Source organism: Alishewanella tabrizica (assembly GCF_014652375.1).
Lineage (GTDB): Bacteria > Pseudomonadota > Gammaproteobacteria > Enterobacterales > Alteromonadaceae > Alishewanella > Alishewanella tabrizica.
In genome coordinates, this window is sequence record NZ_BMYR01000018.1 from 1 (window position 1) to 24,866 (window position 24,866).

General features: G+C 44.0%; 16 protein-coding genes, 1 tRNA gene and 1 pseudogene. 3 read left to right on the forward strand and 15 right to left on the reverse strand.

Annotation, left to right across the window (positions count from 1 at the left end; all coding sequences use genetic code 11):
- Positions 1–43 precede the first annotated feature (43 nt).
- From IE070_RS15840 to IE070_RS15850, 3 genes are all read right to left on the reverse strand, one after another.
- On the reverse strand, positions 44–754 hold the full coding sequence (locus tag IE070_RS15840) for a DEAD/DEAH box helicase (protein ID WP_189484158.1): 711 nt from the start codon (positions 752–754) through the stop codon (positions 44–46).
- A 5-nt stretch (positions 755–759) separates the two neighbouring features.
- Positions 760–3,810 (reverse strand): protein DpdE, encoded by a 3,051-nt coding sequence (gene dpdE, locus IE070_RS15845; RefSeq protein ID WP_229797111.1) that lies wholly within the window; start codon positions 3,808–3,810, stop codon positions 760–762.
- Positions 3,811–4,468: 658 nt separating this feature from the next.
- Positions 4,469–4,545, reverse strand: a tRNA-Arg gene (locus tag IE070_RS15850).
- A gap of 551 nt (positions 4,546–5,096) precedes the next feature.
- Here IE070_RS15850 and IE070_RS15855 point away from each other — a divergent pair.
- Positions 5,097–7,271, forward strand: a complete 2,175-nt coding sequence (locus IE070_RS15855) for a M3 family metallopeptidase (RefSeq protein WP_189484160.1) — start codon at positions 5,097–5,099, stop codon at positions 7,269–7,271.
- 115 nt (positions 7,272–7,386) lie between these two features.
- Here the strand turns inward: IE070_RS15855 and pmbA are convergent, their stop codons facing one another.
- Positions 7,387–8,730: a metalloprotease PmbA gene (pmbA, locus tag IE070_RS15860; RefSeq protein WP_189484161.1), complete on the reverse strand. Its 1,344-nt coding sequence runs from the start codon at positions 8,728–8,730 to the stop codon at positions 7,387–7,389.
- Between the two features lie 124 nt (positions 8,731–8,854).
- Here pmbA and yjgA point away from each other — a divergent pair, with 124 nt between their 5' ends.
- Positions 8,855–9,391: a ribosome biogenesis factor YjgA gene (yjgA, locus tag IE070_RS15865; RefSeq protein ID WP_189484162.1), complete on the forward strand. Its 537-nt coding sequence runs from the start codon at positions 8,855–8,857 to the stop codon at positions 9,389–9,391.
- A gap of 51 nt (positions 9,392–9,442) precedes the next feature.
- On the opposite strand, the gene IE070_RS15870 is transcribed toward yjgA, so the two are convergent.
- The 11 genes and pseudogenes from IE070_RS15870 to IE070_RS15920 form a co-directional block, all read right to left on the reverse strand.
- The gene (locus IE070_RS15870; protein WP_189484163.1) at positions 9,443–11,008 is read right to left on the reverse strand and encodes a PH domain-containing protein; all 1,566 of its coding nucleotides are present in this window, start codon (positions 11,006–11,008) and stop codon (positions 9,443–9,445) included.
- Positions 11,001–11,543: a PH domain-containing protein gene (locus tag IE070_RS15875; RefSeq protein WP_189484164.1), complete on the reverse strand. Its 543-nt coding sequence runs from the start codon at positions 11,541–11,543 to the stop codon at positions 11,001–11,003. The genes IE070_RS15870 and IE070_RS15875 overlap by 8 nt, the downstream gene beginning before the upstream one ends.
- Positions 11,544–11,711: 168 nt before the next feature.
- A pseudogene (locus tag IE070_RS15880) lies at positions 11,712–12,728 on the reverse strand (branched-chain amino acid aminotransferase); the annotation flags it as partial.
- 46 nt (positions 12,729–12,774) lie between these two features.
- Positions 12,775–14,214: a metalloprotease TldD gene (gene tldD, locus IE070_RS15885; RefSeq protein ID WP_189484166.1), complete on the reverse strand. Its 1,440-nt coding sequence runs from the start codon at positions 14,212–14,214 to the stop codon at positions 12,775–12,777.
- The gene (locus IE070_RS15890) at positions 14,211–15,062 is read right to left on the reverse strand and encodes a carbon-nitrogen hydrolase family protein (RefSeq protein WP_189484167.1); all 852 of its coding nucleotides are present in this window, start codon (positions 15,060–15,062) and stop codon (positions 14,211–14,213) included. The genes tldD and IE070_RS15890 overlap by 4 nt, the downstream gene beginning before the upstream one ends.
- Positions 15,037–18,927: a YhdP family protein gene (locus IE070_RS15895; protein WP_189484168.1), complete on the reverse strand. Its 3,891-nt coding sequence runs from the start codon at positions 18,925–18,927 to the stop codon at positions 15,037–15,039. The genes IE070_RS15890 and IE070_RS15895 overlap by 26 nt, the downstream gene beginning before the upstream one ends.
- Positions 18,927–20,393 carry a ribonuclease G gene (gene rng, locus IE070_RS15900; RefSeq protein ID WP_189484169.1) on the reverse strand — a complete coding sequence of 489 codons (1,467 nt, stop codon included), beginning with the start codon at positions 20,391–20,393 and terminating at the stop codon, positions 18,927–18,929. Before rng ends, IE070_RS15895 begins: the two co-directional genes overlap by 1 nt.
- Positions 20,394–20,395: 2 nt before the next feature.
- Positions 20,396–20,962, reverse strand: coding sequence for a Maf family protein (locus tag IE070_RS15905; protein WP_189484170.1), 567 nt, complete (start codon positions 20,960–20,962; stop codon positions 20,396–20,398).
- A complete protein-coding gene (gene mreD / locus IE070_RS15910) occupies positions 20,962–21,444 on the reverse strand; it encodes a rod shape-determining protein MreD (RefSeq protein WP_189484171.1) in 483 nt (160 codons plus the stop codon). Before mreD ends, IE070_RS15905 begins: the two co-directional genes overlap by 1 nt.
- Complete coding sequence (gene mreC, locus IE070_RS15915; RefSeq protein WP_189484172.1) at positions 21,444–22,301, reverse strand: rod shape-determining protein MreC; 858 nt, start codon at positions 22,299–22,301, stop codon at positions 21,444–21,446. Before mreC ends, mreD begins: the two co-directional genes overlap by 1 nt.
- A gap of 26 nt (positions 22,302–22,327) precedes the next feature.
- Entirely contained in the window at positions 22,328–23,371 is a 1,044-nt protein-coding gene (locus IE070_RS15920) for a rod shape-determining protein (RefSeq protein WP_189433420.1), read from the reverse strand.
- A 282-nt stretch (positions 23,372–23,653) separates the two neighbouring features.
- Here IE070_RS15920 and IE070_RS15925 point away from each other — a divergent pair, with 282 nt between their 5' ends.
- Entirely contained in the window at positions 23,654–24,574 is a 921-nt protein-coding gene (locus IE070_RS15925) for a 1-aminocyclopropane-1-carboxylate deaminase/D-cysteine desulfhydrase (RefSeq protein WP_189484173.1), read from the forward strand.
- Positions 24,575–24,866 lie beyond the last annotated feature (292 nt).

The window sequence follows — 24,866 nt, forward strand, 5'->3', positions numbered from 1 at the left end:
TAAACACCTCTAATTTAAGTTACATTGTAACTGTTAAATGTGTCTAGCAAAGTCTGGGAAGTCCACTTGCATGCCAACAGTAATTTGAAACAACTGGTATGCCGCAGTGTTCAATTACTTCTCTAGCTCTCGCTGCCTGTTCGATTGCCAACCCTACTGTAGGAAGAATAACAATGGTGTTAGCAAATTCTCTTTGGAAAATTATAGATGCATGTGAAACCAGAGTCTTACCACATCCTGTAGGCAAGTTAACAAAGATAGTTGAGCCTTTTTTAGCTGTTAGGCATGCCCGGACCGCCAATCGCTGCCCTGCCGTCTGGTAATTCTTGTACCCAAATCCATCCAGCTTATTCTTTAAACACTTATCTAGCTTTACTGGTACCGTTTTTCTTTTGTTCTTCAGGGTATAAACATCTAAATCGTGTTCGTGGAGCCTGCTTTGATCAAGTTGTAATAAATTAGTCCCTTGCCTTTGAGCCAATCCCGCCCATTTAGCGACTTCTAATTCTTGCCCTCTCAATTCTCGGGGAAAGTTAAAACTAATGTAATTTTGATTAACTGTGTGCTGGATTGATACTAAGAAATCCTTTATGGCCAGTAGTACATCTACTGAACTGATATTAAAGGATTTAAGTACTAACTGAAGTCTGCATATAAAAAAATTATCACGAAAGGTGGAATAGAGTTTTGTAACCTCGTCGTTAACAATTTGGTATTCATGCTCATTAAATTTCAATGGATTTACTTCAGGCATTCTCATCATTTCCCTACCAATGTCATACTGAGAGCGGATACCAGAGAAACAGATAATTTGTTTGTTAAATCTAAATGCTCAATTTTGGTCAAAGTGCTCTGAATGATTTCAGATTCCCTGTAAGTGATCGCATTTTCTATCACACTACACCATTCATCTTTGGGGCAAAACGAATCAAATAACTCCCAAAGATCTTTTTCTGCAGTTACTAGGACTTCGAAGTCTCGATAACCGTTATCATTTTCACCATTTATTGCTCTTACCGGCTTTTCCAGTAAGTTAAGTATTGCTTCATTCTCGACAATTTTTCCACAGTCATCTATCCACTCTGTTTTTAAGCGGGGTTCAAACTCTGAATCAAGATTTCTCTGCTCGACAACTGAACCTTCGCTTGATTCACAAGAAACAAGCCAATTCAACTTCAAAAATGTCTTAGGCTTTCCAAGTTTTATCTGTATTTGCCTTATGACTGAACTTGCAAGTCCTAATGTGCTGGCGTGAGTGAAATTGTAAATTGTATCGATGAAAGGTTGACCATACCGCAATGGATAAGCACCGGTTTTGGCGGTGACTTCCCTGTCAGGGGTCATTGGTTTTGTAGAGGGGTTACGTAACCCGCTATTGAAGTCCATCCCTAAGATACAGTGGTGTAAAAAATCGTCTATATTTAAACGAGTTACTCCAAGTCTATATTGATAAACAAATGACGAATCCTCATTACGAGTCACACCAAATTTCAAACTCTGTTTTATCCAGTTTTGTAATGAGTTATGCAAAGATTCAGCATTTAGGTCAACGTTCTGAATATTTTCGGCAAACTTTTTGGTCGTAGCCAGGTCAATCTGCATTTCATTCCAAACTTCTTGATCTGCGACCTTCTTGCGCTCTTTTGCAATCAAACCTTTCTCACCACCCAACTTATCTCTTAGCCAAGTCAGATGCCCAAAACCATTTGTTAACAGCTTAGCCTCTTCAACTTTGATAGCTTCTTCTACGACTAATTGGATACTTGCCGTTGTGTCATCAAATACGCCCACGGTGTCCTTTAAAAGCAGAGCCCAGTTTTGAATGAAATTTTCATAACTTGGAACAAGAACATAGTTTTCAATCGGTTTCATGCTTTTTGACGTCGCACTATACCTATTTAACCTACCAATACGTTGCTCAATTCTTACCAAAGAGCGTGGTAAACTGTAATGAATCGCGAGTCGAGAAGTTCCTTGTAAATTTAACCCATCCTCACCTTTTTCATCGGCAATGAGTACTTTTATTAAGGAGTCTGCAACAAAAAGTGGCCTAGAATCTGGAGAGTGCCTTTCAACATCGTCTCTATATTTTTGCAAAAATGTATAAAGGTTATCTGCAGAGGCTTTATTTCCACAGAAAATAACTACTTTGCCATCTATATTTTTTGCCAACCATTTATCAAGTACGTTTCTTGTGAGTTCATCCTTGTTGTTTTGCTCAACAAGCGCTGATTCCTTCATTATCGAGAATGTTTCAGAAAACTGCTGATAATCTTCAGTATCAATTAACTTATCGAGTTCATACGAAAAACTCTTTGGAGAATCTAAAAGCGCGTCTAGAAGAGTTATAACATTTGGTAATTTTTGCTCATATCCTTCACAAATCAGGTAGTCTCTATAGTCATCTAATTGCTGATCTAATGAGGGTAATTGTTTAGCAGATTCCCATTTATACAGTGCGCAATCACCAAGGCCCGGAAAAAGTAGTTCTATCGAACTATCTTTGCTTCCTCTTCTATTGCGGATAAATCGCTGAAACAGCCTGTACTTTTCACCAAAATACTTTTTCAGTTCATAAATAGCGGAGTTCCTTCTATCTTCATCCTTCTCCTTATTGAAATAATCAATCTCAGGCTTCAAACGCTCAATCAATGAAGTTAAATCCTTATCTCCTAAGTTGAGACTTTCTAATTCTTCTAGTATCCCACTCAACGTAAAGTCGTCAGACTCTGGTGAAATTGCAGTATAAATTCCTGAGAAGCGCTCCCTTTCTCTCACCTTTTTATTAAAATCATCTATACCTTCTTCAGAGATCTTATAGTTTTCATGATTAAGGCAATGCAGCATAGCCAAAAAGCTTTTTGCATTGCCTGCAATAGGCGTACCTGACAAAATAATTGTCGATCGTGCTTCTGCAGAATAGGTCACTATTCTTTGATAACTAGTGCTGCCGTCGATACTCCATGCCAAGTCAGAGAGGTTATGCCCTTCATCAATTACAACCATAGTTGGTTTCTTTTCACTATTATCAAACAACGGTAAGTTTAAATAATCACAGATAAAGACTTTCTGATCTTCATCAAACTCATCACCTAGGACATCTTCTAAGTGAAACTTTAATGTCAACTCCTCTTTCCACTGGTTTAATAGAGAAGTAGGAGCAATAATCAACACACAAGCATCATCTTTAAACTCAAGGATATGCTCGCGGATCAAGAAACCAGCTTCAATGGTCTTACCTAAACCAACCTCATCGCCTAATAAATATTTTTGATTTGAATCCTTTAAAACCCGTAATACGACTGATAATTGATGTGTTTCAAGGTTGACTGCGCTACTTGATAAAGAAGAAATTGAATTACATGCTGCCCTTTGCGCAATATAAGATGCAATAAAATTTGTTCTATTGAAGTAATGCTTATAGGCAGATGTCGCCTGAGAGGCAAGGAATCTCGAAACAGGGAAACAGAAACGATTCAGCAAATTAGGGACGAATAAATCCTCAATATCAAAGACGTCTGATTCGCCCCCACTAAAGTATATTAAATGCTTATCGTTGGGTCTCTCACCATCATAAAAACCCATTCTCCATCGCCGAGTAGGCCCGAGTTTGACGTAGACAATGGTTTTTTCAAATAACTTACTTTTACCAATTAAGTTATTTCCTTTGACCTCTATCTTCCTATCGTAGGGAGTTAGTGGAGACGTAAAGAATCCAACAGTTGCACTTTGATCAACAGTCGAAATAGATAGAACTTTACCTATCCCTTCGAAAAGGGGAGTCCCCTCAACTAAAGAACCTACCGTCAACCTCATATATTCTCCTTAAAAACAGCATTCCATTTTAAAACAGATACTAATATCATGTTTGTTATAATTTTGCATTGCAATTCCTTAAGCACGATTTCAGGTACAGCCAAAATGAGTCGTAATCCTTGTCAGGTTATCCTTTTACTTTCTGTTGGTAACTTCCTGAAGCCTTTTCCATTTAATAGAACCGACAGTGTAGCGGTCCTCTCATAAAGTACATTTTAAGGTGTGTTCTAAATTCATACCAATCTGTACATATACTCAGTGTATGCTTTTGGAACGGGAGATTTTCAGTGCTTTTAATCAGTCGGGATGATAATTAAATCTGCATGATTACGACTCATACGCTGATAGGCCCCCCAATGCGATGGCATATGCGCCCTGTTTGGCTCTCTTAGCCAAGCAGGCACTAAATCTGGAACTCGCTAAAATATAAGCGCAGCAGATTATGGTGGTGAATTTGGATGAGATTAACCAGCATGCTTTTTGACAAACACACTTGCATTAACTTTAATATGAAAAATAAGGCAGTTTAGAGCAAGGGTCAAAAATTCAGTATTTTTTAAGTTGTGTTCTTAAACAGTGGCACATTTTTGGCACAATCGTGGCACATAAAACAAAAAAACCACCTCGCTTTCGCGTAAGTGGTTGATTTATATGGCGCACCCATCAGGATTCGAACCTGAGACCTCTGCCTCCGGAGGGCAGCGCTCTATCCAGCTGAGCTATGGGTGCAACCTACGCATATTTATGCGAGCGGGCATTATAGACAGGGTTTGGGGTTAAGTCTATTGTCTAGCTGTCGGTTTTTTAGGCGAACGATGCGAATCACTTTTGCATCAGACCATTACTGCCTATAATCTGCGCTTATTCTCGGTTATTACCATGAACTTGCCATGACAAACCACCGAGCGGCTTTTACCGTGTGGTAATGGCTGGTGTTAAGTTGCACAGCATTAATGATATTTGGTTATCAACGTTTAACGCCGGGAAGTTGCTTTTACTTCACACTTCCGCTGGCGCAACCTCAGTAAAACCTGGTTAGCCAGAGTATTTATTGCAAAAATTTGCACTTGCCAGGCTTTTATCTTAATTTGTTGGCACTTGGTTGCAAAACACCGCTTTTGACCCAACTTTTAGGCATACTGTGTTTTGTAATATCGCAGCTATGCTGCCTAACAAAAACAATAACGATATCCACGCTTTTTGAACTGACTGCCTGGCGGTTATCTCACAGAGCAGAATGGATATAACGCTATCGGCAACCTATCCACGGAGAAAATATCATGCGTAAGACCCTACTCGCTTCGGCGATTGGCGCAGTGATCACGTTAAGTGCTTGCTCAGACAATACTGCCCCAGCGCAACAAGCGAACCAAGCTGCTACCCCGGCAGCAGTTGTTCAGGACGTGACTGTGACGAACCCATTTTTTATGAAAAGTACATTAACGTACGAAGCGCCAGATTTTAATGCCATTAAAGATGAGCATTTTTTACCCGCCTTTGAAGAGGGCATGAAGCAGCATTTAGCTGAAATTGAAGCGATTGCTAATAATCCAGAAGCCGCTAACTTTGAAAATACGTTTGTTGCCATGGAAAAGAGTGGTGAGCTATTAACCCGTGTCTCTCGTGTGTTTTATAATCTAACGGGTACCGACAGCAACGAAAAACGTCGTGAATTACAAAGCGTTTTAGCACCAAAAATGGCGGCACACTCAGATAATATTAATCTTAATCCACAATTATTCGCACGTATCGAAGCGGTTTATAATGCGCGTAACGATTTAAATTTAGACGCCGAATCACTGCGTTTAGTTGAAGTGTATTACGAGCGCTTTGTTCGCTCAGGCGCAAAACTTAACGAAGAGCAAAAAACGGCAATTCGTGCACTGAACGAAGAACATTCAAAACTCACTAATCAGTTTTCACAAAACTTACTGGCAGAAACACGTAATATTGCCGTGGTTGTTGATACTGATGAAGAACTAGATGGTTTATCACCTGCGCAAATTACCGCAGCGGCCAATGCAGCAAAAGAGCGCGGCTTAGAAGGCAAATACTTACTCAGTATCACCAATACTACGCGCCAGCCTATTTTAACGTCTTTAAACAATCGTGAAGTACGTCAGCGAGTTTGGGAAGCGTCTGCAAACCGTGCGCAGTCGGGTGAATTTAGCAATAACGACATCGTCGCGCGTTTACCGCAACTGCGCGCTGAACGGGCTAAGTTATTGGGTTACGACAGCTGGGCCAGCTTTACTTTAGAAACGAATATGGCAAAAACCCCTGCGGCGGTATTTGATATGTTAGGTTCAATGGTGCCGGCAGTAATTGAAAATACCAAACAAGAGCAAGCCGCTATTCAAGCGATGATCCGTGAAAAAGGCGGTGATTTTGAAGTACAGCCTTGGGATTGGGAATATTACGCTGAATTTGTGCGTCAAGCTAAATACGATTTAGATGAAAACGAAGTGAAAAAATACTTTGAATTTAATCGTGTACTAGAAGACGGTGCCTTTTATTACTTAAACCGTTTTTACGGCGTACGTTTTGAGCCACGTCCAGATTTACCGGTATATCATCCCGATGTAAAAGCCTATGAAGTGTTTGATGCTGATGGTACCAGCATTGCCATTTTCTACGCAGACTATTTTGCCCGTGAAGGGAAACGCGGTGGCGCCTGGATGAGTTCTTTTGTGGGTCAATCACATTTAACTGGGCAAAAGCCGGTTGTAGTGAATGTGATGAATATTCCTAAAGCACCTGAAGGTGAGCCAACCCTGATTAGCTATGATCATACCACCACCATTTTCCACGAATTGGGCCATGGCGTGCACGGTATTTTCTCAAATGTGAAATATCCAACGTTAGCAATGACTGCGGTATCACGTGATTTCGTTGAATTCCCGTCTACGTTTGAAGAAGATTGGGCACAACATCCTGAAATCCTTGGTAACTATGCCAAGCATTACGAAACGGGTGAGCCTATTCCAGCTGACTTATTGGATAAAGTTATGCGTTCACGTAGCTTTAACCAAGGCTTCGATACCTTAGAGTATATGTCTGCAGCTTTATTAGATATGGAATGGCACACGCTGTCTGCTGACGCGCCACTGCAAAACCCGCAAGCGTTTGAAGCAGCCGCACTGAAAAAACACGGTGTTGATTTAGCCGCAGTGCCACCACGTTACAAAACCAACTTCTTCTCTCACTCAATGGGTGGCGGTTATTCTGCCGGTTATTATGCCTACATGTGGAGTGAGATTTTAGCGGCAGATGCTTTTGCTCATGTACAGAAGAGCGGTGGCTTAACTCGTGAAAATGGCGATCATTATCGTAAAAACATTTTATCAGTGGGTAATTCACGGCCAACGATGGATTCTTACAAAGCCTTCCGTGGCCAAGAGCCTTCTACAGATGCGTTGTTAATCCGTCGTGGTTTAAAAACCAAGATTGATTAAGGCTTTACACCCTAGCCTCGGCTAGGGTTATCCCCTTAGAAACTAAAAAGCCTCTGAATCTTCAGAGGCTTTTTTATACTTAACGAGCCAGCATAGCTGTAACTATAACACCAGATTAATCACCAGCTATCTGCATTTGGCTAATTAATACTGAGCCGGTTAACACGCCGCCACGCCGATCAACATCATTACCAATAGCCACGATATTCATAAACATATCGGCTAAATTGCCTGCTATCGTGACTTCTGCGACTGGAAATTGGATCTCGCCATGCTCTACCCAAAAACCACTGGCACCGCGCGAATAATCGCCAGTAACGGTATTTACGCCCTGCCCCATAAGTTCAGTGACTAATAACCCTTTACCCATTTGCTTGCATAACGCGGCCAGATCATCATTACCATGTTGCACCAGCCAGTTGTGGATCCCACCCGCATGACCGGTACTGGCCATGCCTAACTTACGCGCTGAATAACTGCTGGTGAGATACGTATTTAGTACGCCCTGCTCAACAACAACTAAATCACGGGTTTTAACCCCTTCACCATCAAAAGGACTAGACGCAAGCGCCTGTTTCAAATGAGGCAGTTCTTTAATGGTCACAGTTGGTGCCATTATGTTGCTACCGACTTTATCGAGTAAAAAACTCGATTTACGGTAAATACTGCCACCACTGATCGCCGACACTAAATGGCCAAACAAACCGCTGGCAATGTCCGCTCGAAAAATGATCGGGACTTTTTGTGTGGCAACTTTGCGCGCGCCTAAACGGGCTACCGTTTCAATAGCAGCTTCAATACCTACGCGTTTTGGATCAAGTAAGTCGGCGTAGCGACGCGCCACCGTGAAACTGTAATCACGTTGCATATCTTCGTCTTGCTCACCAATAACCACACAGCTAAAACTGTGCCGTGAACTAGGATACCCAACCAATTGGCCATGGCTATTACCATACACTTTTAAACCTTGATGGGTAGAAAAAGAGGCGCCCTCTGAATTAGTGATCCTAGGATCATAAGCAAATGCGGCCTCTTCAGCGCTGGCACACAGCGCAATGGCTTGCTCGGTACCAATACTGTCTGGATAGTATAAATCTAAATCGGGTGGGCTTAATTCTAACCACGCCGCTTCAGCGACGCCAGCATGAGGATCTTCCGACGTATAACGGGCAATATCAGCCGCCGCTTCTACCGTGCGCTTTAGCGCTTCGGGGCTTAAATCTGCTGTCGAGGCTGAGCCTTTACGTTGACCAAAATATAAACTAATACCTAAACCGCCATCTTGGTTAAATTCAACGGTTTCAACTTCACCATGGCGTGTTTCAACACTTAAGCCTCGAGTTCTGCTCATCGACGCTTCCGCGCTAGACGCGCCAAGCTTTTTTGCATGCGCCAATACCTGACTTACGGCTTCTTTGACATCGGCGATTTCTTGCTGAATGCTAGGGGATTGCTGCATAGTTACTCTTACCTCAAAATCAATTTGCGTAGCTTATCATAGTCCGTTAAAGGCTGCTGCTTGCTCTGCGCTGTTTAGTGATATACTAAGGGTATAAAGTAAATAGTGATAAAGAAGCAGAGCAATGACAGATACAGAATTTAAGTACGGCGATAGTAAGTGGCTGGAGCAGCCGGATCATATCAGCAAAAGCCAAATTAAACGCGAAATGCATGCACTGCAAGCGTTAGGTCAAGAGTTAATTGATTTAAGCCCTGCTGCCCGCGCCAAAATTCCTCTTGATGACGATCTTAAAGCGGCATTGACGTTGGCAGATAAATTAGCAAATAAGCGTGAAGCGTTACGACGTCATATACAATTTATCGGCCGTTTAATGCGTGAACGCGAAGATGAGCTAGAGCCTATTGAACAAGCATTGGCGATTATTCGTAACACGAATCAAGCCGCAACGCGCCAATTTCATAAAGTAGAAACCTGGCGCGATAAATTACTTGCCGACAGTGATGCCGTAACCCGTTTTATTGCTGAATACCCTACGGCTGATGTGCAACAACTACGGCAGTTAATTCGAAACGCTAAAAGAGAGCAAGAAAAACAACAGCCGCCAAAGTTTTATCGAGAGCTGTTTCAATTTATTAAACCGCTTATTATTACCGATTAATCATGTTAACAACGACAAGCTTAGTGCATGCATAATGCTTGTCGTTGATGGTTACATCCAACTGCGGTGACTCGCTTGTACCTGATAAAGCGCATAATTTGCTATATCATAGGCAGCTTGGGCAGGCATATAAGGCACTGTTAAATTCCCCGCGGCACACACTAAATGCAAATGACGCAATCCTGCCCGTTGCATAAAACTATGTTGTGATACTTTTAATTGCTGTAATTTATGTAAGGGCACACAGAAGTAATCAATGCCTATAAGCCCACGCCGCAGATAAAAATATTCCGCATCCATGGCGTAACCAAAGCGGCGCCAACGTAAAATCTGCAGTGCCGCGATCACCATCACCACACCAATACTCAGATACGCGAGCGAGGGCGCTGCTGGCCAAAAGAAAACCTGGCTCGCCACGAGCAATGGCAAACATATCAATACCAACCCAGGCAGTATATAACGCCAATTGATAGGATTAAATTGCACTACCGCCAACTGATTTGACGGATAAACGTCTTGTAACAACTGCTGTGCCATAGCAGGGGTTAACGCTGGAACCATAATTTTGCCATGCTGACCTTCCCCTTGCACGGCGGCTAACGGCGATACTATTTGCTCGTAATGTATATGACAGCGTCCAAATGCTTTATCTAAGCCATCTTGTTGCAGATGCATCCACTGTAAACGTGAACGCTTCATACTAATTTCATGACGAGTTAACAATCCACTACGCCGAATATAACGATCATGCGTACGCAATAAGCGAAAGTGGTAATACGTGAGTACCGACGCCGCAATAGAAAATAAGGTAATGATTAATAAGAATACCAAGGTTGTTGCGATCACGGCTAATCCAAACCAAAACCATGATTGCTGCTCATAGTTAAACCATTGACTGGCATCAATCCCGAAGCGCTGCAGTTGTTGATCAAGTATATTAGTAATTGGAACGTAAAATGGCGCAGCAAAGCCCATCACTAAAATGGCCCGGTTATTACTGATCCCATATAAAATTAAATCACTGATCGAACGTGTGCAGAGGAGTGCTTCGTCTGAGACTAGCTCAGTCGTTTGGCTGGTGAGATCGTCGTTTGCTTCGGAATGGCTTACTGCAACATGTTGTGTATAAATAGCCTGTTGTAACGCCTCAGCGAGATTGTTAGGTAATGCGGCTAAACGTGCCTCTTGTTGATTCGATCCTGCGGTGTCTAACACCACACAAAGATGATTACTGAATCGGTAATAGAGCGGCTGCAGTAAACGAACATTTTGGATGCGATTAAAAGGCAAATTAAGCTGCTTTTTGCGTAGCAATCCCGACTGGATCTCAACAGTATCTTCACTCACCCTAAACCGAAATGCTAAATACTGCATCATGCCTATAGTTGCAATAACGATAATGAGCAGGCCTAGCGCAAGCATAAAATAGCCAGGCGAGCGTTGTATGCCCTTGTAAAACAGCAATAATAACGGTGCTAAGATACTGACGTTGCTAAAAATACCTTTTAATAAATGCAGGCAAAAGTATACCAGTGCAATAGGCGAGACGCGCTGCCACTGTTGTAACACATTAAGCGACGGGGCTGACGCGGCTTGCGTGGAGTGATTTTCAAGCATACTGCACCGTGTCTTTGTGCTGTAAAATAAATTGACGTATTGTCTCAGCATCCGCTACAGGTAACCCTGGTAAAGCAAAAGTATGCGCTGCGCCACCCGCACTGAACACTTGCAGCGTTGCTAAGCCAAAACGCCGTTCTAATGGGCCACGCTTTAACTCTATATGCTGGATACGGGTAATAGGCTGCGTGATACTGGTTTTAAAAAATAACCCCCGTTGAAAACTAAGATCGTGCTGCCGCAACGCATACGCTTTAAGAGGATAAGCGAAATAGCAATACAAACAAGACCATGCACACAAGACACACAGCACGATACCACTCCAAAACACCACTGGCGCCAGCGTTGTACTTAGTGGCCAAAATGGTTGCCATAATAAGGCTAACCACAGCAGGGCCACACTGCTGGTGATTGCCACATTAAGCCACACATTAAGCGGCGTATAGCTGGGTGCTAACGTTTGCCACTGCAGGGTATCGAGCGAAGGAAGCTGCGCAAGCGAAACAGGAAGATTCTGAAAGGTTTCTGTGGTCATGGCATAATCTTAAACATAAAAATCTGTAATTTTTATGATAACAGCTTATTACAAAAATAAAACTGTAATTAAAGACCCATACGTTTTCTGGCGGCACCATAGATAAAAAACCCAGCTGTCTGCACAACTGGGTTAATGATGAGAAACTAGTTGAAACAACAGGGCGTATTACACCCGCGTTAACCAACCAAATTTGTCTTCTGCTCTGCCCCACTGGATATCGTTAAGGGCTTGACGTAAGGTCGCCGTGGTATTACCCGCTTTGCCCCCACCCACATGATACTCTTTACCCGCATGAATAAGGGTTCCTACGGGTGTGAGAACGGCAGCCGTTCCTGACAACGCGGCTTCTGCACCCGGTTTAACGGCACGTTCAAGCAGCTCTTCTACGGTAAGTTCACGCTCTGACACAATCATGCCACGATCCCGCGCCAGCGTTAAAATGGAATCACGGGTAATACCATGTAAGAAAGAGCTGTCTAGCGCTTTAGTGATGATTTCATTGCCATCAATTAATAAAAAGTTAGCGGCACCGGTTTCTTGAACATCACCATTCGGGCAAAAAAGCACTTGGTCCGCTTGCACAGCAGCACGGGCTTTTAAAATAGGCTGTAACGCGCTGGCATAATTGCCGCCACTTTTTACCATTCCCATATGTGAGGCACAGCGGGCATTGTCGTCCAATAGTAACCGTAATGCCTTAGCCCCGCCCGCAAAATAATCACCTACTGGCGACAATAGCACATACAACAGCGAATTTAAGCTAGGTGCCGCGGCCTTGCCAATTGAGGCTTCCGTACCAATATGGGTTGGGCGGATATACATGGAGCCCGGTGGCATAGGCACGTCCGAAGCATAACGACGCACGATATCAACAATCATTTGGCTTAGCATCGCACCGTCTACCTTAGGTAGCGTGAGCAATTCACTGCTTTGTTGTAACCGCGCAACGTTTTTTTCCATCCGGAAGATATGCACCGAATCGTCTGCATGACGAAACGCCTTCATCCCTTCAAAACAGGTACTGGCATAATGCAAAACATGTGCGCCAGGATGGAGGCTGATGCTTTGTGTTGGCACAACAGCAGGCTCAGTCCAGCCGTTATTCTCAAAGCGTGAAAGGATCATTTCATCGGTAAATACGGTGCCAAATGCTGCCATTTTGTGTTCCTGTTGTCGATTATCATGCTGGTTTTCCCAGCTTTTACTATAGGTTAAGGGGTACTATTATTTACTGGGTTCCGCCAACGGTTAAGGCATCAAGCTTTAAGGTGGGTTGGCCTACGCCAACAGGGACGCTTTGTCCCTGCTTGCCACACACCCCAACACCGGTGTCTAATCGCATGTCATTTCCTACCATCGAGACTTGCTGCATCGCCTCGGGACCATTGCCAATTAACGTGGCGCCTTTTATCGGGGTTGTAATTTTACCGTTTTCAATTAAATAGGCTTCTGATGCCGAAAATACAAATTTACCCGAAGTGATATCGACTTGGCCACCACCAAAATTAGGCGCATAAATACCCTTTTTTACGCTCGCAATAATCTCTTCTGGTGCATAATCACCTGCTAACATGTAAGTATTGGTCATTCGAGGCATGGGTAAATGCGCAAAAGACTCACGTCGACCGTTTCCAGTTGGCGCAACCCCCATTAGCATGGCATTGTGTTTATCTTGAATGTAGCCTTTTAAAATACCGTTTTCAATCAATACATTGCACTGGCTTTTCACGCCTTCATCATCAATATTTAGCGATCCTCTACGACCACTAAGGGTACCATCGTCAACAATAGTACAATGCTTAGAGGCCACTTGCTGACCAATTTTGCCACTGAAGGTTGACGATCCTTTGCGGTTAAAATCGCCTTCTAAGCCATGTCCGACAGCTTCGTGTAACAGAACGCCTGGCCAACCAGACCCTAACACCACGGGCATCGTTCCCGCAGGAGCATCTACCGCCGTTAAATTCACTTGCGCCATTCTTATTGCTTCGCGTGCAAAGTGTTGCCAGCGCGGTTGGCCATCTTGATCTGCACTAAAATAACGATAATCCGTGCGCGCGCCCCCTCCAGCACTGCCACGTTCACGTCGACCATTGTGTTGCAATAATACCGAGCAGTTTAAGCGCACTAAAGGGCGAATATCCGTGGCAAAGGTACCATCACTGGCTGCCACTAACACTTCTTCATACACCCCGGTTAAGCTCACCATCACTTGTTCGGCGCGGCTGTCTAACGATCGAATAAAGGCTTCAATTTCGTGTAAGAGCGCCACTTTCTCGGTATTAGTTAAACTTTGCAATGGTTCACATGGTAAATAAATCTGGCTGTTACTGCTGCGACTAAAGGCTTTTACCTGCCCTTGCTGCCCCTGCGCGGCAATACCCCGCGCAGCCATTGCTGCCTGTTTCAACGCGGCAGCATTAATAGTGTCGGCATACGCAAAACCGGTTTTTTCACCACTAATGGCTCTCACACCGACCCCGCGCTCAATATTAAAAGAGCCATCTTTGACTAAGCCATCTTCCAACACCCAAGATTCATGTACGCTGGATTGAAAATATAAATCGGCATAATCAAGCTGATGTGCAAACAAATACCCCAGTGTCTGTTCTAGATCGCGCGGGCTCAATTCCGAGGCATTTATAAGATTATGTTCTACTGCATTCATAGTTTCAGCTCACTGTTAAAACGGTTATGTTGCTTGATCGGCATGGTTCGGGCAAGCTGCTGGCACGCGGCTAAATCGACCGAGACAGAGATCACACCGGGCTCAGTACCCGCATCGGCCAAAATGTCGCCCCAAGGGCTAATAATCACACTGTGCCCAAACGTTTCGCGCCCATTAGCATGTACGCCTGTTTGGCCAGGCGCGACCACAAAACATTGGTTTTCAATAGCGCGGGCGCGCAATAAACTGTACCAGTGCGCCTCACCGGTTACCCGAGTAAACGCAGATGGCACACTCAGCACGTTCATACCGGCTGCCGCCAACGCCTGCATTAATCCTGGAAAACGCATATCATAACATATCGCCATACCGAGTTTCAGGCTGCCCTGTGTAGATAATGTGAGTTTATTACCCGCCAAGGTTGTAGCTGATTCACGATACGTGCCCATGCTATCCGCAACACTGACATCAAATAAATGTAATTTTTGATAATCCGCAATAAGCTCACCTTGTGGTGAGAACAGCATGCTAGATGCAGAAAAACGCTGGGGATCAACGCTCGTTGTAGGAATAGTACCTGCAACCAGATAGATCGCAAACTGCTTGGCTAATGCCGCACATTGCTGTTGCAGCATGCCATCCCCGATGACTTCAGCATATGATTGCTGCAACCCATCAGGCCCACCAAATACAGCAAAACATTCGGGCAAAACCACCAAATGACGCTCTGCTGTAGGGAGCTGAGCAAGATACTGCTGCAATACCGCAAAGTTATCTACGGGATCTGGCTGGCTCGTTAATTGAATAGCACTAAGTTGCCAATTAGTAGGTGCGAAGTTGGCGGTCATCTTTAGGTAGGGTCTCTGGCTGAGCAATACGAACAGGTACTGGAATTTCTGTACTATGGCGATTAACTTCTGTCACCACGGGTTTATCAAAACTGCCGGTCACGGTAAAGTTAATACGCGAAATCACCTCAGCAGATTGAAAAACTTCATCTAGCGCCAGCGCGGCTAGCCCAGTAGCAGGATTCACCATCCAAGCAATAATCACCGGCAAACTGGAGGTAACTTTTGGTGCAAATGACATTTGATAATCTATCTGCTTTTTTGACAGATCCGCATAACCTTGTAGGGTTAAGTTACCCGGCACACCATCAATACTGAAATCGTTCGTTTGCGCGACGCCCTTATAAACATTTAAGGTGCCTGTCATTTTGTTATAGTAAAAACCTTTACTAAACACATCTCGAAAATCCAACCGTAATTTACGAACCAGCGAATCTAAACTGAATAAAGAAAATAGGCGGGCACCTTGATCACTGACTTCCGTTAACACGCCATCGCCTAGTGCGAATGTAACATTGCCATCCAACGCTTTTACACGAAACTGCTGGGGTGCACCTTCCCAGGCGAATTTAAAATCGATATCACTACGACTACCACTGATAGCAGAGCTTAACTGGTACTCTGCTAATAAGGCACCCATATTAGGGCTTTTAAACTTGCCACTAAACTGGCTAATTCCCAAGCCTGCGTTAGGTTGCCAATCACCTGCAATGGTTAATCTGCTGCCTTTGTACTCACTTACGAATTGTTGTAATCGCCACGTATCACCTTGACCGGCAGCCTCTAATTGCACCTGACCAAACCGATAGTTACCTACCGAACAATCATTACACGTTAGCTGTAACGGAACCATATTGACCAGCCAGTTTTGCGGCTGTAACTCAGGTTCCACCGTGAGGATGCTCTCAGAGGAGATTATCTCAGAAGAGAGGCGCACATCTGGCGATGTCACGCGGGTTTCATCAGCGGTTAATGGCAGATGTAAGTAATCAAACTGTACGTTAATCCCTTTGGACTGCCATGCATTAAAAAACTGCCAACGACTGGCTAATTCGGTACCATGCAAATTTAATTGCCAAGCAGCTTCGCTTGGCGTGAGATCAAAGATCGTATGGGTTAAAGCCAACTTAGCAGGCAATTGAATATGAGCGACTTTACCACGCACCTCACGCAACGCCGGCAAGAGTGCCGGACCTGTTGTCGGACGAGATAAAAGTGGTTGTAACAACGCAAACCACGGTGAGAACTCCACATAAGGTAAGTTAACCTCGATATTAAAGCCCTCCCCACGCAAACCAGGATTCGTATTGCCAAGCGACAGTTGCGCGCGATTAATCCGCCCAGTGTTATGAGGTAACTCAGCCTGAAAATGTAAAGCTTGTTGATAATCTGCATTGATAAAACTTTGTTCAGTATTACCATGTGCAACGAGAGACAACGTGCTAGGTTCAGCTACCTTTTTTTGATATGGCACAGGTAAATTAAGCGCCATTTGCTCTAAATTGACTTGTAAGTCAGCTTGATAAGTAAAGCCGTTTTGGGGCAGGGCTAACGCCACATGTAATTGCCAATCAGCCAGCCCCACTGCAAGCTCGCTTAAAAGGGGATCCAACGACGTCGTGAGTGTATCCGCTTGTATTTGCCCGGCTAAATTTATGGCTAATTGATAAGCTTCAGGCGTGTTTTCGCCGTTAAAGTCGCCCTGCGCTGTCACGCCTTGCCAAGAAAATTGTAATTGTTCTGCTTGTAACACGTCATTGCGAAAATGTACCCGCCCAGTAAGGTTATTTAAAGCCATATTAGGCGCTTGGATATTCGCCTCTATATTTAATAACTCAGCCGTTCCACTTGCAATAACAGAAGGCGTATTTAAACCAATTTCGAGCAATAACTGCCCCTGCACAACGCCTTCAAGCCCTAAATGCTGCAACGTTTTACCCAAGCTATTTTGCAATGGCGATTGCAACATTAAGCGGGTTAGCAGACCAGTATTGATCTCGGTATTCACATTGATATCAAGTTGGCTGGCTGCAAATAAATTTGGGATACGCGCAGTGACGACATCATTTAACGGCAATTCACCTAAATAGCCACGATGTCCTTCAATAAGCATACTGGCATTTTCAAACCACAACACCGCGCTTAACTCGGTTAAGCTAGGCCAATCAGGCGCAAATTGAAATACGCCATCGCGCAAATCAGCTCTAACTTGAAAATGCCCAGTGCTGTCAGTAAAAGGAAAATCGTTAAAGGCACCATGCCACACCACGGTTGCTTGTTCTACTGAGCCACTTTCAATGGCTTGGCTTAAATAATCGCGGGTTTTTGCGGGCATAAAGCGTTGAGGGTAATACATGCTCGCTTTTGCTGCATCTAAACCCGTTAATTGCGCCAGTAATGCCAACTCTGGCTGAGCACCCAAACGCAAGGATGCTTGCGCTTCAAGCGTAAAGTCGTCGGCGTGTAACGTTAAAGCAGGAATGCTTACTTGCCATTGCTGATCACGTAAACGTAATCGCACATCAGCTTGTAATTGCTGATAATGCCAATTCTCTAAAAACAGGCCATCCCACGCTATTTGGTTTTGCTCACCCTCTAGCAATAACCAACCAAATTCATTACCTAACCAAAACTCCCCCGTAAGGTGTTGTAAACCCGGAATATTGCCTGCAGCTGTTAACCCAAGCTCGTTAAACTTGCCAGATAATCGATATTGATCGGCCTCCAATACTATATTCAATTTCTCAAGATAACCGGTAGGCTTATGTGCTAAAAGGCGTTGCGCTACATGATTATCCTGTGTGAATAACTGGGCAAGCGGTTCTAAAGCGTCTAATTGGAAATGCTGTAATTGAGCTGATACAGAGTGCTGATGTTGTGAAATAGCAAGACGCATCCCCGCCCAAGACGCAACATCGGTTGCCAAACGCAGTTCACCAGAAATCATTTGCCATCCCTCTTCCGTGGGTTGCCACAATAATTGTCCAGAACCAAATTGTAATTGCTGTTTTTTGCTATCTCGCTGCCAATGTAAACTATTGTCTGCTAATTCTACTTGAACGTTTTGTAATACACCTTGGTTAATTTGCGCCCATGCCGCAAAATTTATTCTGGCTTTTTCCAAACGGTCAAGGTGCGGTAATCGCTGCCGAAACAACGGTAAGATATCTAGCTCTGTACTTTGTAAGTAGAGTTGCCCCGTCACCTCAGCTAAACTCGGTCCTTGTAAATCAAGCCGAAACACCAAGCTGTTAGCGGTAACATTTGCAATGGTGAGTTCACCTTCACCTTGGTGCCGCATCCCTTCGTTACGCCAATTTAAGTGGCCAATGTCTAACACCAGATCGGGCTGCGTAGCGCTTTGTAGAATAAGTTGACTCTGTTTTATCGTAAAATCTTGCAAGCGACGAAAAAACACGTTTTCAAGTGCGTGCAAAGACGTGGAGGTATTAACGGTGTGAGTCGATTTTGGCTGAAAGATTGTCTCGACATCAATCCAGTATCGCAACCCGGTTAATTCAAAATGTGCTGCGCGAAACTGCCTGGCAATAATGCTCTGCCAAAAATCCAACTGTATTGCTGTTTCAGCAATGTCTAACTGTAATTGATCTGCGTTTTGTATACTCACTTGCTGCAATACTAACGCTGGCCCCGTTTTTTGCCAGGTGGCAGTAATTTGTTTAATAGCAACAGTAGAGCCCAGTTGCTGACTAAGCATCTGTTCTATTTGGTGCCGATAACTGTCTGCATAAGGAAGTGCAATGCGCAATGCTGATACCAGTGTTGCCAGCACGACCAGCCCTATCGCTATTGCTATCCAAATCTTATGCAAGCAGTAAAAACAAATTCGCTTTACGTTTTGCACTACATCATTACCACGTCAAACTGTTCTTGCGTGTACATAGGTTCGCTGTGAATACTTATTTGCTTACCAATGAAAACTTGAAGCTCGGCTAAACTATGAAATTCATCGGTCGTAAGTGCATCTTTAACTACAGGTGCAACATACACGACAAATTTATCTGCTGAGTAAGCACGGTTAACCCGGACGATTTCTCGTAATATCTCAAAGCATACTGTTTCAACCGTTTTTAAAGAGCCACGCCCCTTACATACTGGACACTCTGAGCATAGGATATGTTCCAAACTTTCGCGGGTTCTTTTTCGCGTCATTTCAACTAATCCCAACGCCGAGAAGCCATGAATATTGGTTTTTGCGCGATCACGTGCCAACGCCAGTTCTAAGCTGTGAAATACCCGACGTTTATGTTCTTCGTTTTGCATATCAATAAAGTCGATAATAATAATACCGCCTAAATTCCGTAATCGAAGTTGTCGTGCAATCGCTTGTGTTGCTTCAGTGTTGGTATTAAAGATGGTTTCGTCTAAATTACGATGGCCTACAAAAGCCCCCGTATTAACATCAATCGTAGTCATGGCTTCTGTTTGATCAATCATCAGATAACCACCACTTTTTAATGGTACTTTGCGCTCTAACGCCCGCTGGATCTCATTTTCAACGTCAAACATGTCGAAAATAGGGCGCTCGCCTGGGTAGTACTCTAATAACGCGACATTTTGCGGCATAAACTCATCGCAAAACGCCGTTAACTGCTGAAACGTTAATTTTGAGTCTACTCGAACGCGCTCAAGCTCCGTGCCAACGAAATCTCGTAAAATGCGATAGCTCAGGGTGAGATCTTCATATACCACCCCTTCTTTTCGGGTGTTTTTCTTACGTTTGAGAACTTTACTCCACAGTTTCTTTAGAAACTTTGCATCCTGAACCAACTCTTCTTCAGAGGCCCCTTCTGCAGCGGTTCGCACAATAAATCCGCCTGTATCGTCCAGACATTTGCTTACAATGTCTTTTAGTCGATGACGTTCAGCTTCTGTTTCTAAACGCTGCGATACGCCGACATGTGTGGAATCTGGCATAAAGACTAAATAACGAGAAGGCAAAGTAATGTCAGTGGTTAAACGCGCTCCCTTGGTTCCTAAGGGATCTTTTACAACCTGAACAAGTAAGTATTGTCCTTCACGGACCAAAACACGAATATCTTTACTCGCAGCAGGTTTACTGTCGAGTTCAGACGCTTCGTTATGTTGTACGATATCAGAGGCATGTAAAAATGCCGCTTTATCTATACCAATATCGACAAAGGCAGCCTGCATACCCGGTAATACCCGGCTGACTTTGCCGACATAAATGTTACCCACCAAACCTAAACGGGCTTGTCGTTCTATGTGTAGCTCTTGTAACACCCCATTTTCAATAAGTGCCACCCGAGTTTCTGTGGGGGTAACGTTAATTAGTAACTCAGCACTCATGTCTACCTCTGCAATTGTTGTAGTAGCTGGTCAGTTTCACATAGCGGTAACCCAACTACAGCACTGTAACTGCCATTAATACGGGCAACAAATTTGCCAGCTAGTCCTTGTATACCATAACCGCCAGCTTTATCTACGGGCTCGCCGGTTAACCAATAGGCATGCATTTCATCTGATGTGATTTCGCGAAAACTGACGTCTGTTATCACTAATTTCTGCAATTGCTGTGTCGCATTCACAAGGGCAATAGCCGTCATTACCTGATGGGTTTGTCCTGACAGTAACTGCATCATCTGCAAGAAATCTGTTTTGTCTCTCGGCTTACCTAAAATACGTTGAGCTATAACCACACTGGTATCAGCACCTAACACCGGCAAGCGCTGCGCTATCAGCTGAAAACCTGTTTTTGCTTTTGCTAACGCCAAGCGACTAACATACTCAGCGGCAGGCTCCGCAGTCAGTATACTTTCGTCTATATCAGGATTAATTAATTCAAAGTTAACACCCAATTGCTGCAAAAGTTCGCGGCGACGGGGAGAAGCAGAGGCTAACGCAATCGTAGGATACATTATTGGATCTTAAGTTGGCGGCGATAACGCCTAAGTAACCAAAACAACCAAGGCCATACCATCATTCCTGTCAGAACGGGCCAAAGATAGGCTGCACGGAAGTTAACACCAGTTAAAAAATGGCTCAACCAAAATAATAATAATTGGTATAACGCTAGCATAAGCCCCATTAATAGCGATTGCTGAATCACCGAGAAATTTCGAATTTTTAAGTGATTTACGGCGACAACAAAAGCCACGACTGAAAATGCCAGTGCATTTACGCCTAGAACCGTTCCCACCAATACGTCGGTAAGTAGTCCCATAAAAAAGGCCGTGCCAATATTTACTCGCCTAGGTAGCGCTAACGCCCAATACATTAATACGAGCAACACCCAATCTGGGCGGTATAAGCTAAATTGAAATGGAACTGGAATTACCGTTAGTAATAACGCAGCGAGTAAACTCAGATAAATAAAACCGATGCCTTGTGCTGGGCGCATTAATTTTCTTCCTCTGCTTGCCGCACCGCTTCAACTTGGGAGCCAGGCCATAAAATCAATACATGACGTATCCGATCTAAACTCGCATAGGGTTTAGCGTACACGGTCATAAAGGGTTGGCTAGCTTCTTTAATAACTTGCGTCACTTCAGCAACAGGATATCCCTCAGGGAAACGCCCGTCTAAGCCAGATGTAAGCAGACGATCGCCCTCACGAATATCTGTACTCAAGGGTAAGTGAATAACTCTTAACCTGTCTGATTGGCCTAAGCCTTCAGCGACCGTTCGTACCCCGGTTCGTTCAGCTCTCACCGAAATGGCATGCGTGTTGTCTGATATAAGAAGCGCACGGCTACTGGTAGGGCCAACACTGACCACCTGCCCTACAACGCCTTTTTCATCAATAATAGGTTGATGTACAGTAATGCCGTCATTAGTCCCTTTGTTTAACACCACTTGATGGGCAAAAGGATGACTATACACTGCCAAAACCTCAGCAATTAAACGTTGCCCTTGCACGACTGGCGCAGAGCCTAATAACGCACGTAACTTGTCGTTTTCTTGCTGTAAGAAGGTCAGTAACTGTAATTGTGCTTCTTGATTGAGCAAACGCGCTTTAAGTTGGTGGTTCTCAGACAATAATTGTTGTTGAGACATTAATTGTTCAGAAGCACCAGAGATCAAACTCTCAGGCAAACTGGCAGCATAAAATAAAGGACTTACTGCAGACGTTAAAAAACTACGTACCTGAGTGGAGCTTTCAGTGTAGCGATCAACAAACATCAATCCTACACTGCAAGCAATTGCTAAGACTAAGCGCAGCCCGAGTGCCGGGCCGCGATTGAAAAAATCATTCATGAGCGTCTCTAACGGCGCAAGCTAGATTAATCGTAACTGAAAACATCACCACCATGCATATCAATCATTTCCAGCGCTTTACCACCACCGCGCGCGACGCAAGTTAGTGGATCGTCTGCTACAACCACTGGAATACCCGTTTCTTCCATCAGTAGACGATCAAGATCGCGAAGTAGTGCGCCCCCTCCCGTCAGAACCATACCACGCTCAGAGATATCAGATGCTAATTCTGGTGGCGATTGCTCTAGCGCAACCATAACGGCACTAACAATACCGGCTAAAGGCTCTTGTAAGGCTTCTAAAATCTCGTTACTGGTCATGGTAAAGCTACGCGGTACACCTTCAGCTAAATTGCGACCACGAACTTCAATTTCTAGCACATCATCACTAGGGTATGCCGAGCCAATTTCCGTTTTAATCCGTTCAGCTGTCGCTTCACCAATCAAAATGCCGTAATTACGACGAATATAGTTAACAATGGCATCATCAAACTTGTCGCCACCAATACGCACTGAAGAGGAGTAAACCACACCATTCAGTGAAATAATGGCGACTTCCGTGGTACCGCCACCAATATCAACAACCATTGAACCTGTAGCTTCTGATACCGGTAAACCAGCACCAATTGCAGCAGCCATTGGCTCATCAATTAAGTACACTTCACGCGCCCCAGCACCCTGGGCTGATTCACGAATTGCACGACGCTCAACTTGAGTTGAACCACAGGGCACACAAACTAACACTCTTGGGCTTGGTCGTAAAAAGCTGTTACTGTGTGCCTGACGAATGAAATGCTGTAGCATTTTTTCAGTCACATAAAAATCTGCAATTACGCCGTCTTTCATCGGGCGTATAGCTTTGATATTACCTGGTGTGCGCCCTAACATTCTTTTTGCAGCATGCCCTACTGCTGCCACACTTTTTGGCCCACCAGCCCGTTCTTGCCTGATAGCAACAACAGAAGGCTCATTAAGAACGATACCTTGGTCTTTAACATAAATTAAAGTATTTGCTGTCCCAAGATCAATGGACAGATCGTTTGAAAAAATGCCGCGCAATTTATTAAACATGGAGAAGGTGAATCCTTTTTACAAAATCCGGCTGCCAAGACCGTAAAAGGCAATAAAGCAACGGAAAAAAATTTATACAAAAGTTGTAGCTATTCTAAGTAAGTCTCCGACAAGAAAATAGCTTTTTATGACATTTTTACCAAATTAACTGTTAGCTTCGGTTAAAGAGAGTTTTTCTATTTTTTACCCGCATAGAAACCATTTAAATTAGCACGTACCGCCAATACACAAGTCAAAACAGCAGGTATAATTTATTATGAAATCAGTTTAAGAATACAAGGCATGTTTGAAACTCAGCAGCTAAAAATACACTGGCAACAAATACAACATCCAATACTAAAGGCGCATCAGAGCGAACTTTGGGTTTGCCAAATAGAGCCGCCAGTTTCAGAGATAGCAGGTAATAAGTGGCTTAAACTGGCACCCATATTATCAAAACGCAAACCATCGCAAGGAATTCTAAGCTTTGGGGGTGCATTCTCTAATCACCTAGCAGCGCTGGCAGCTGCCGGTTATTTTTATCAATTCCCGACGATAGGTTTAGTTAGAACCGATCAGTTAGATCTTAATAATCCGACGCTACAACGTTGTATTGAATATGGTATGCAATTAGAGCCTATCAACCGAATGCAATTTAGACAGCGTGATACCATAGAGTTCAATCAATATTTAGCAAATACTTATCCCACCTATATCGTCGTGCCTGAAGGGGGAAGTAATCAAGATGGCGCAAGTGGCGCTGCGATGCTGCCGCTGGCAGATACACCTGCCGGTGAAGCAGATATACTTACCGTTGCAACTGCAAGCGGCGGCACTTTAGCTGGCATTATTCAACGTTACCCTCATAAACAAGCACTAGGCTTAGCTGTTGTAAAAGATCAGGCATTGATCTCAAAAGTAAAAGCCTGCTTACCTACGAAAGAAAACTTTTACCATTGGCAGGTTTTTGAGTCAGACACGCCTTACGGCAAAGTTACACCACAATTAATTGAATTTTGCTGTGCACTAAAACCACAATTGACTATCGAGCCCATTTATACCGGTAAAGCATTATTTAAATTATTTACGCTATTAGCTAAAGGCAACATACCAAAAGGAAAACGCATCGCTTTCTTCCATACGGGAGGCTTGCAAGGAATAGCAGGACTGCATTATCGAAAAATCATCACCGATAAACAGTTCACATTACTTAAGCAAATCTAAAACGCATGCCTCAAGCACTCTCTTAAAATACACCGATGTAGCATGGCGACAAAACTGCCTAGAGCAGTTTTGGACTGCCGCAGGCAGGTCCTACAAGGACGAGTCCCAACGATGGGGCGAGCACAAAAACGCTGGGAGCGTTTTTGGAGGTTGCGAAGTGACAGCCTGAAGGGCGAAACACAGGGAGGTATTTCGCAATCCCACCACTGTGGCTGGCGTGGGAGTGGGCGGTGTACTACTTTGCTCACCCCCTCCCTGGGGTTCGCCGCTTCGCGGCCAGCTTAAGCTGTCC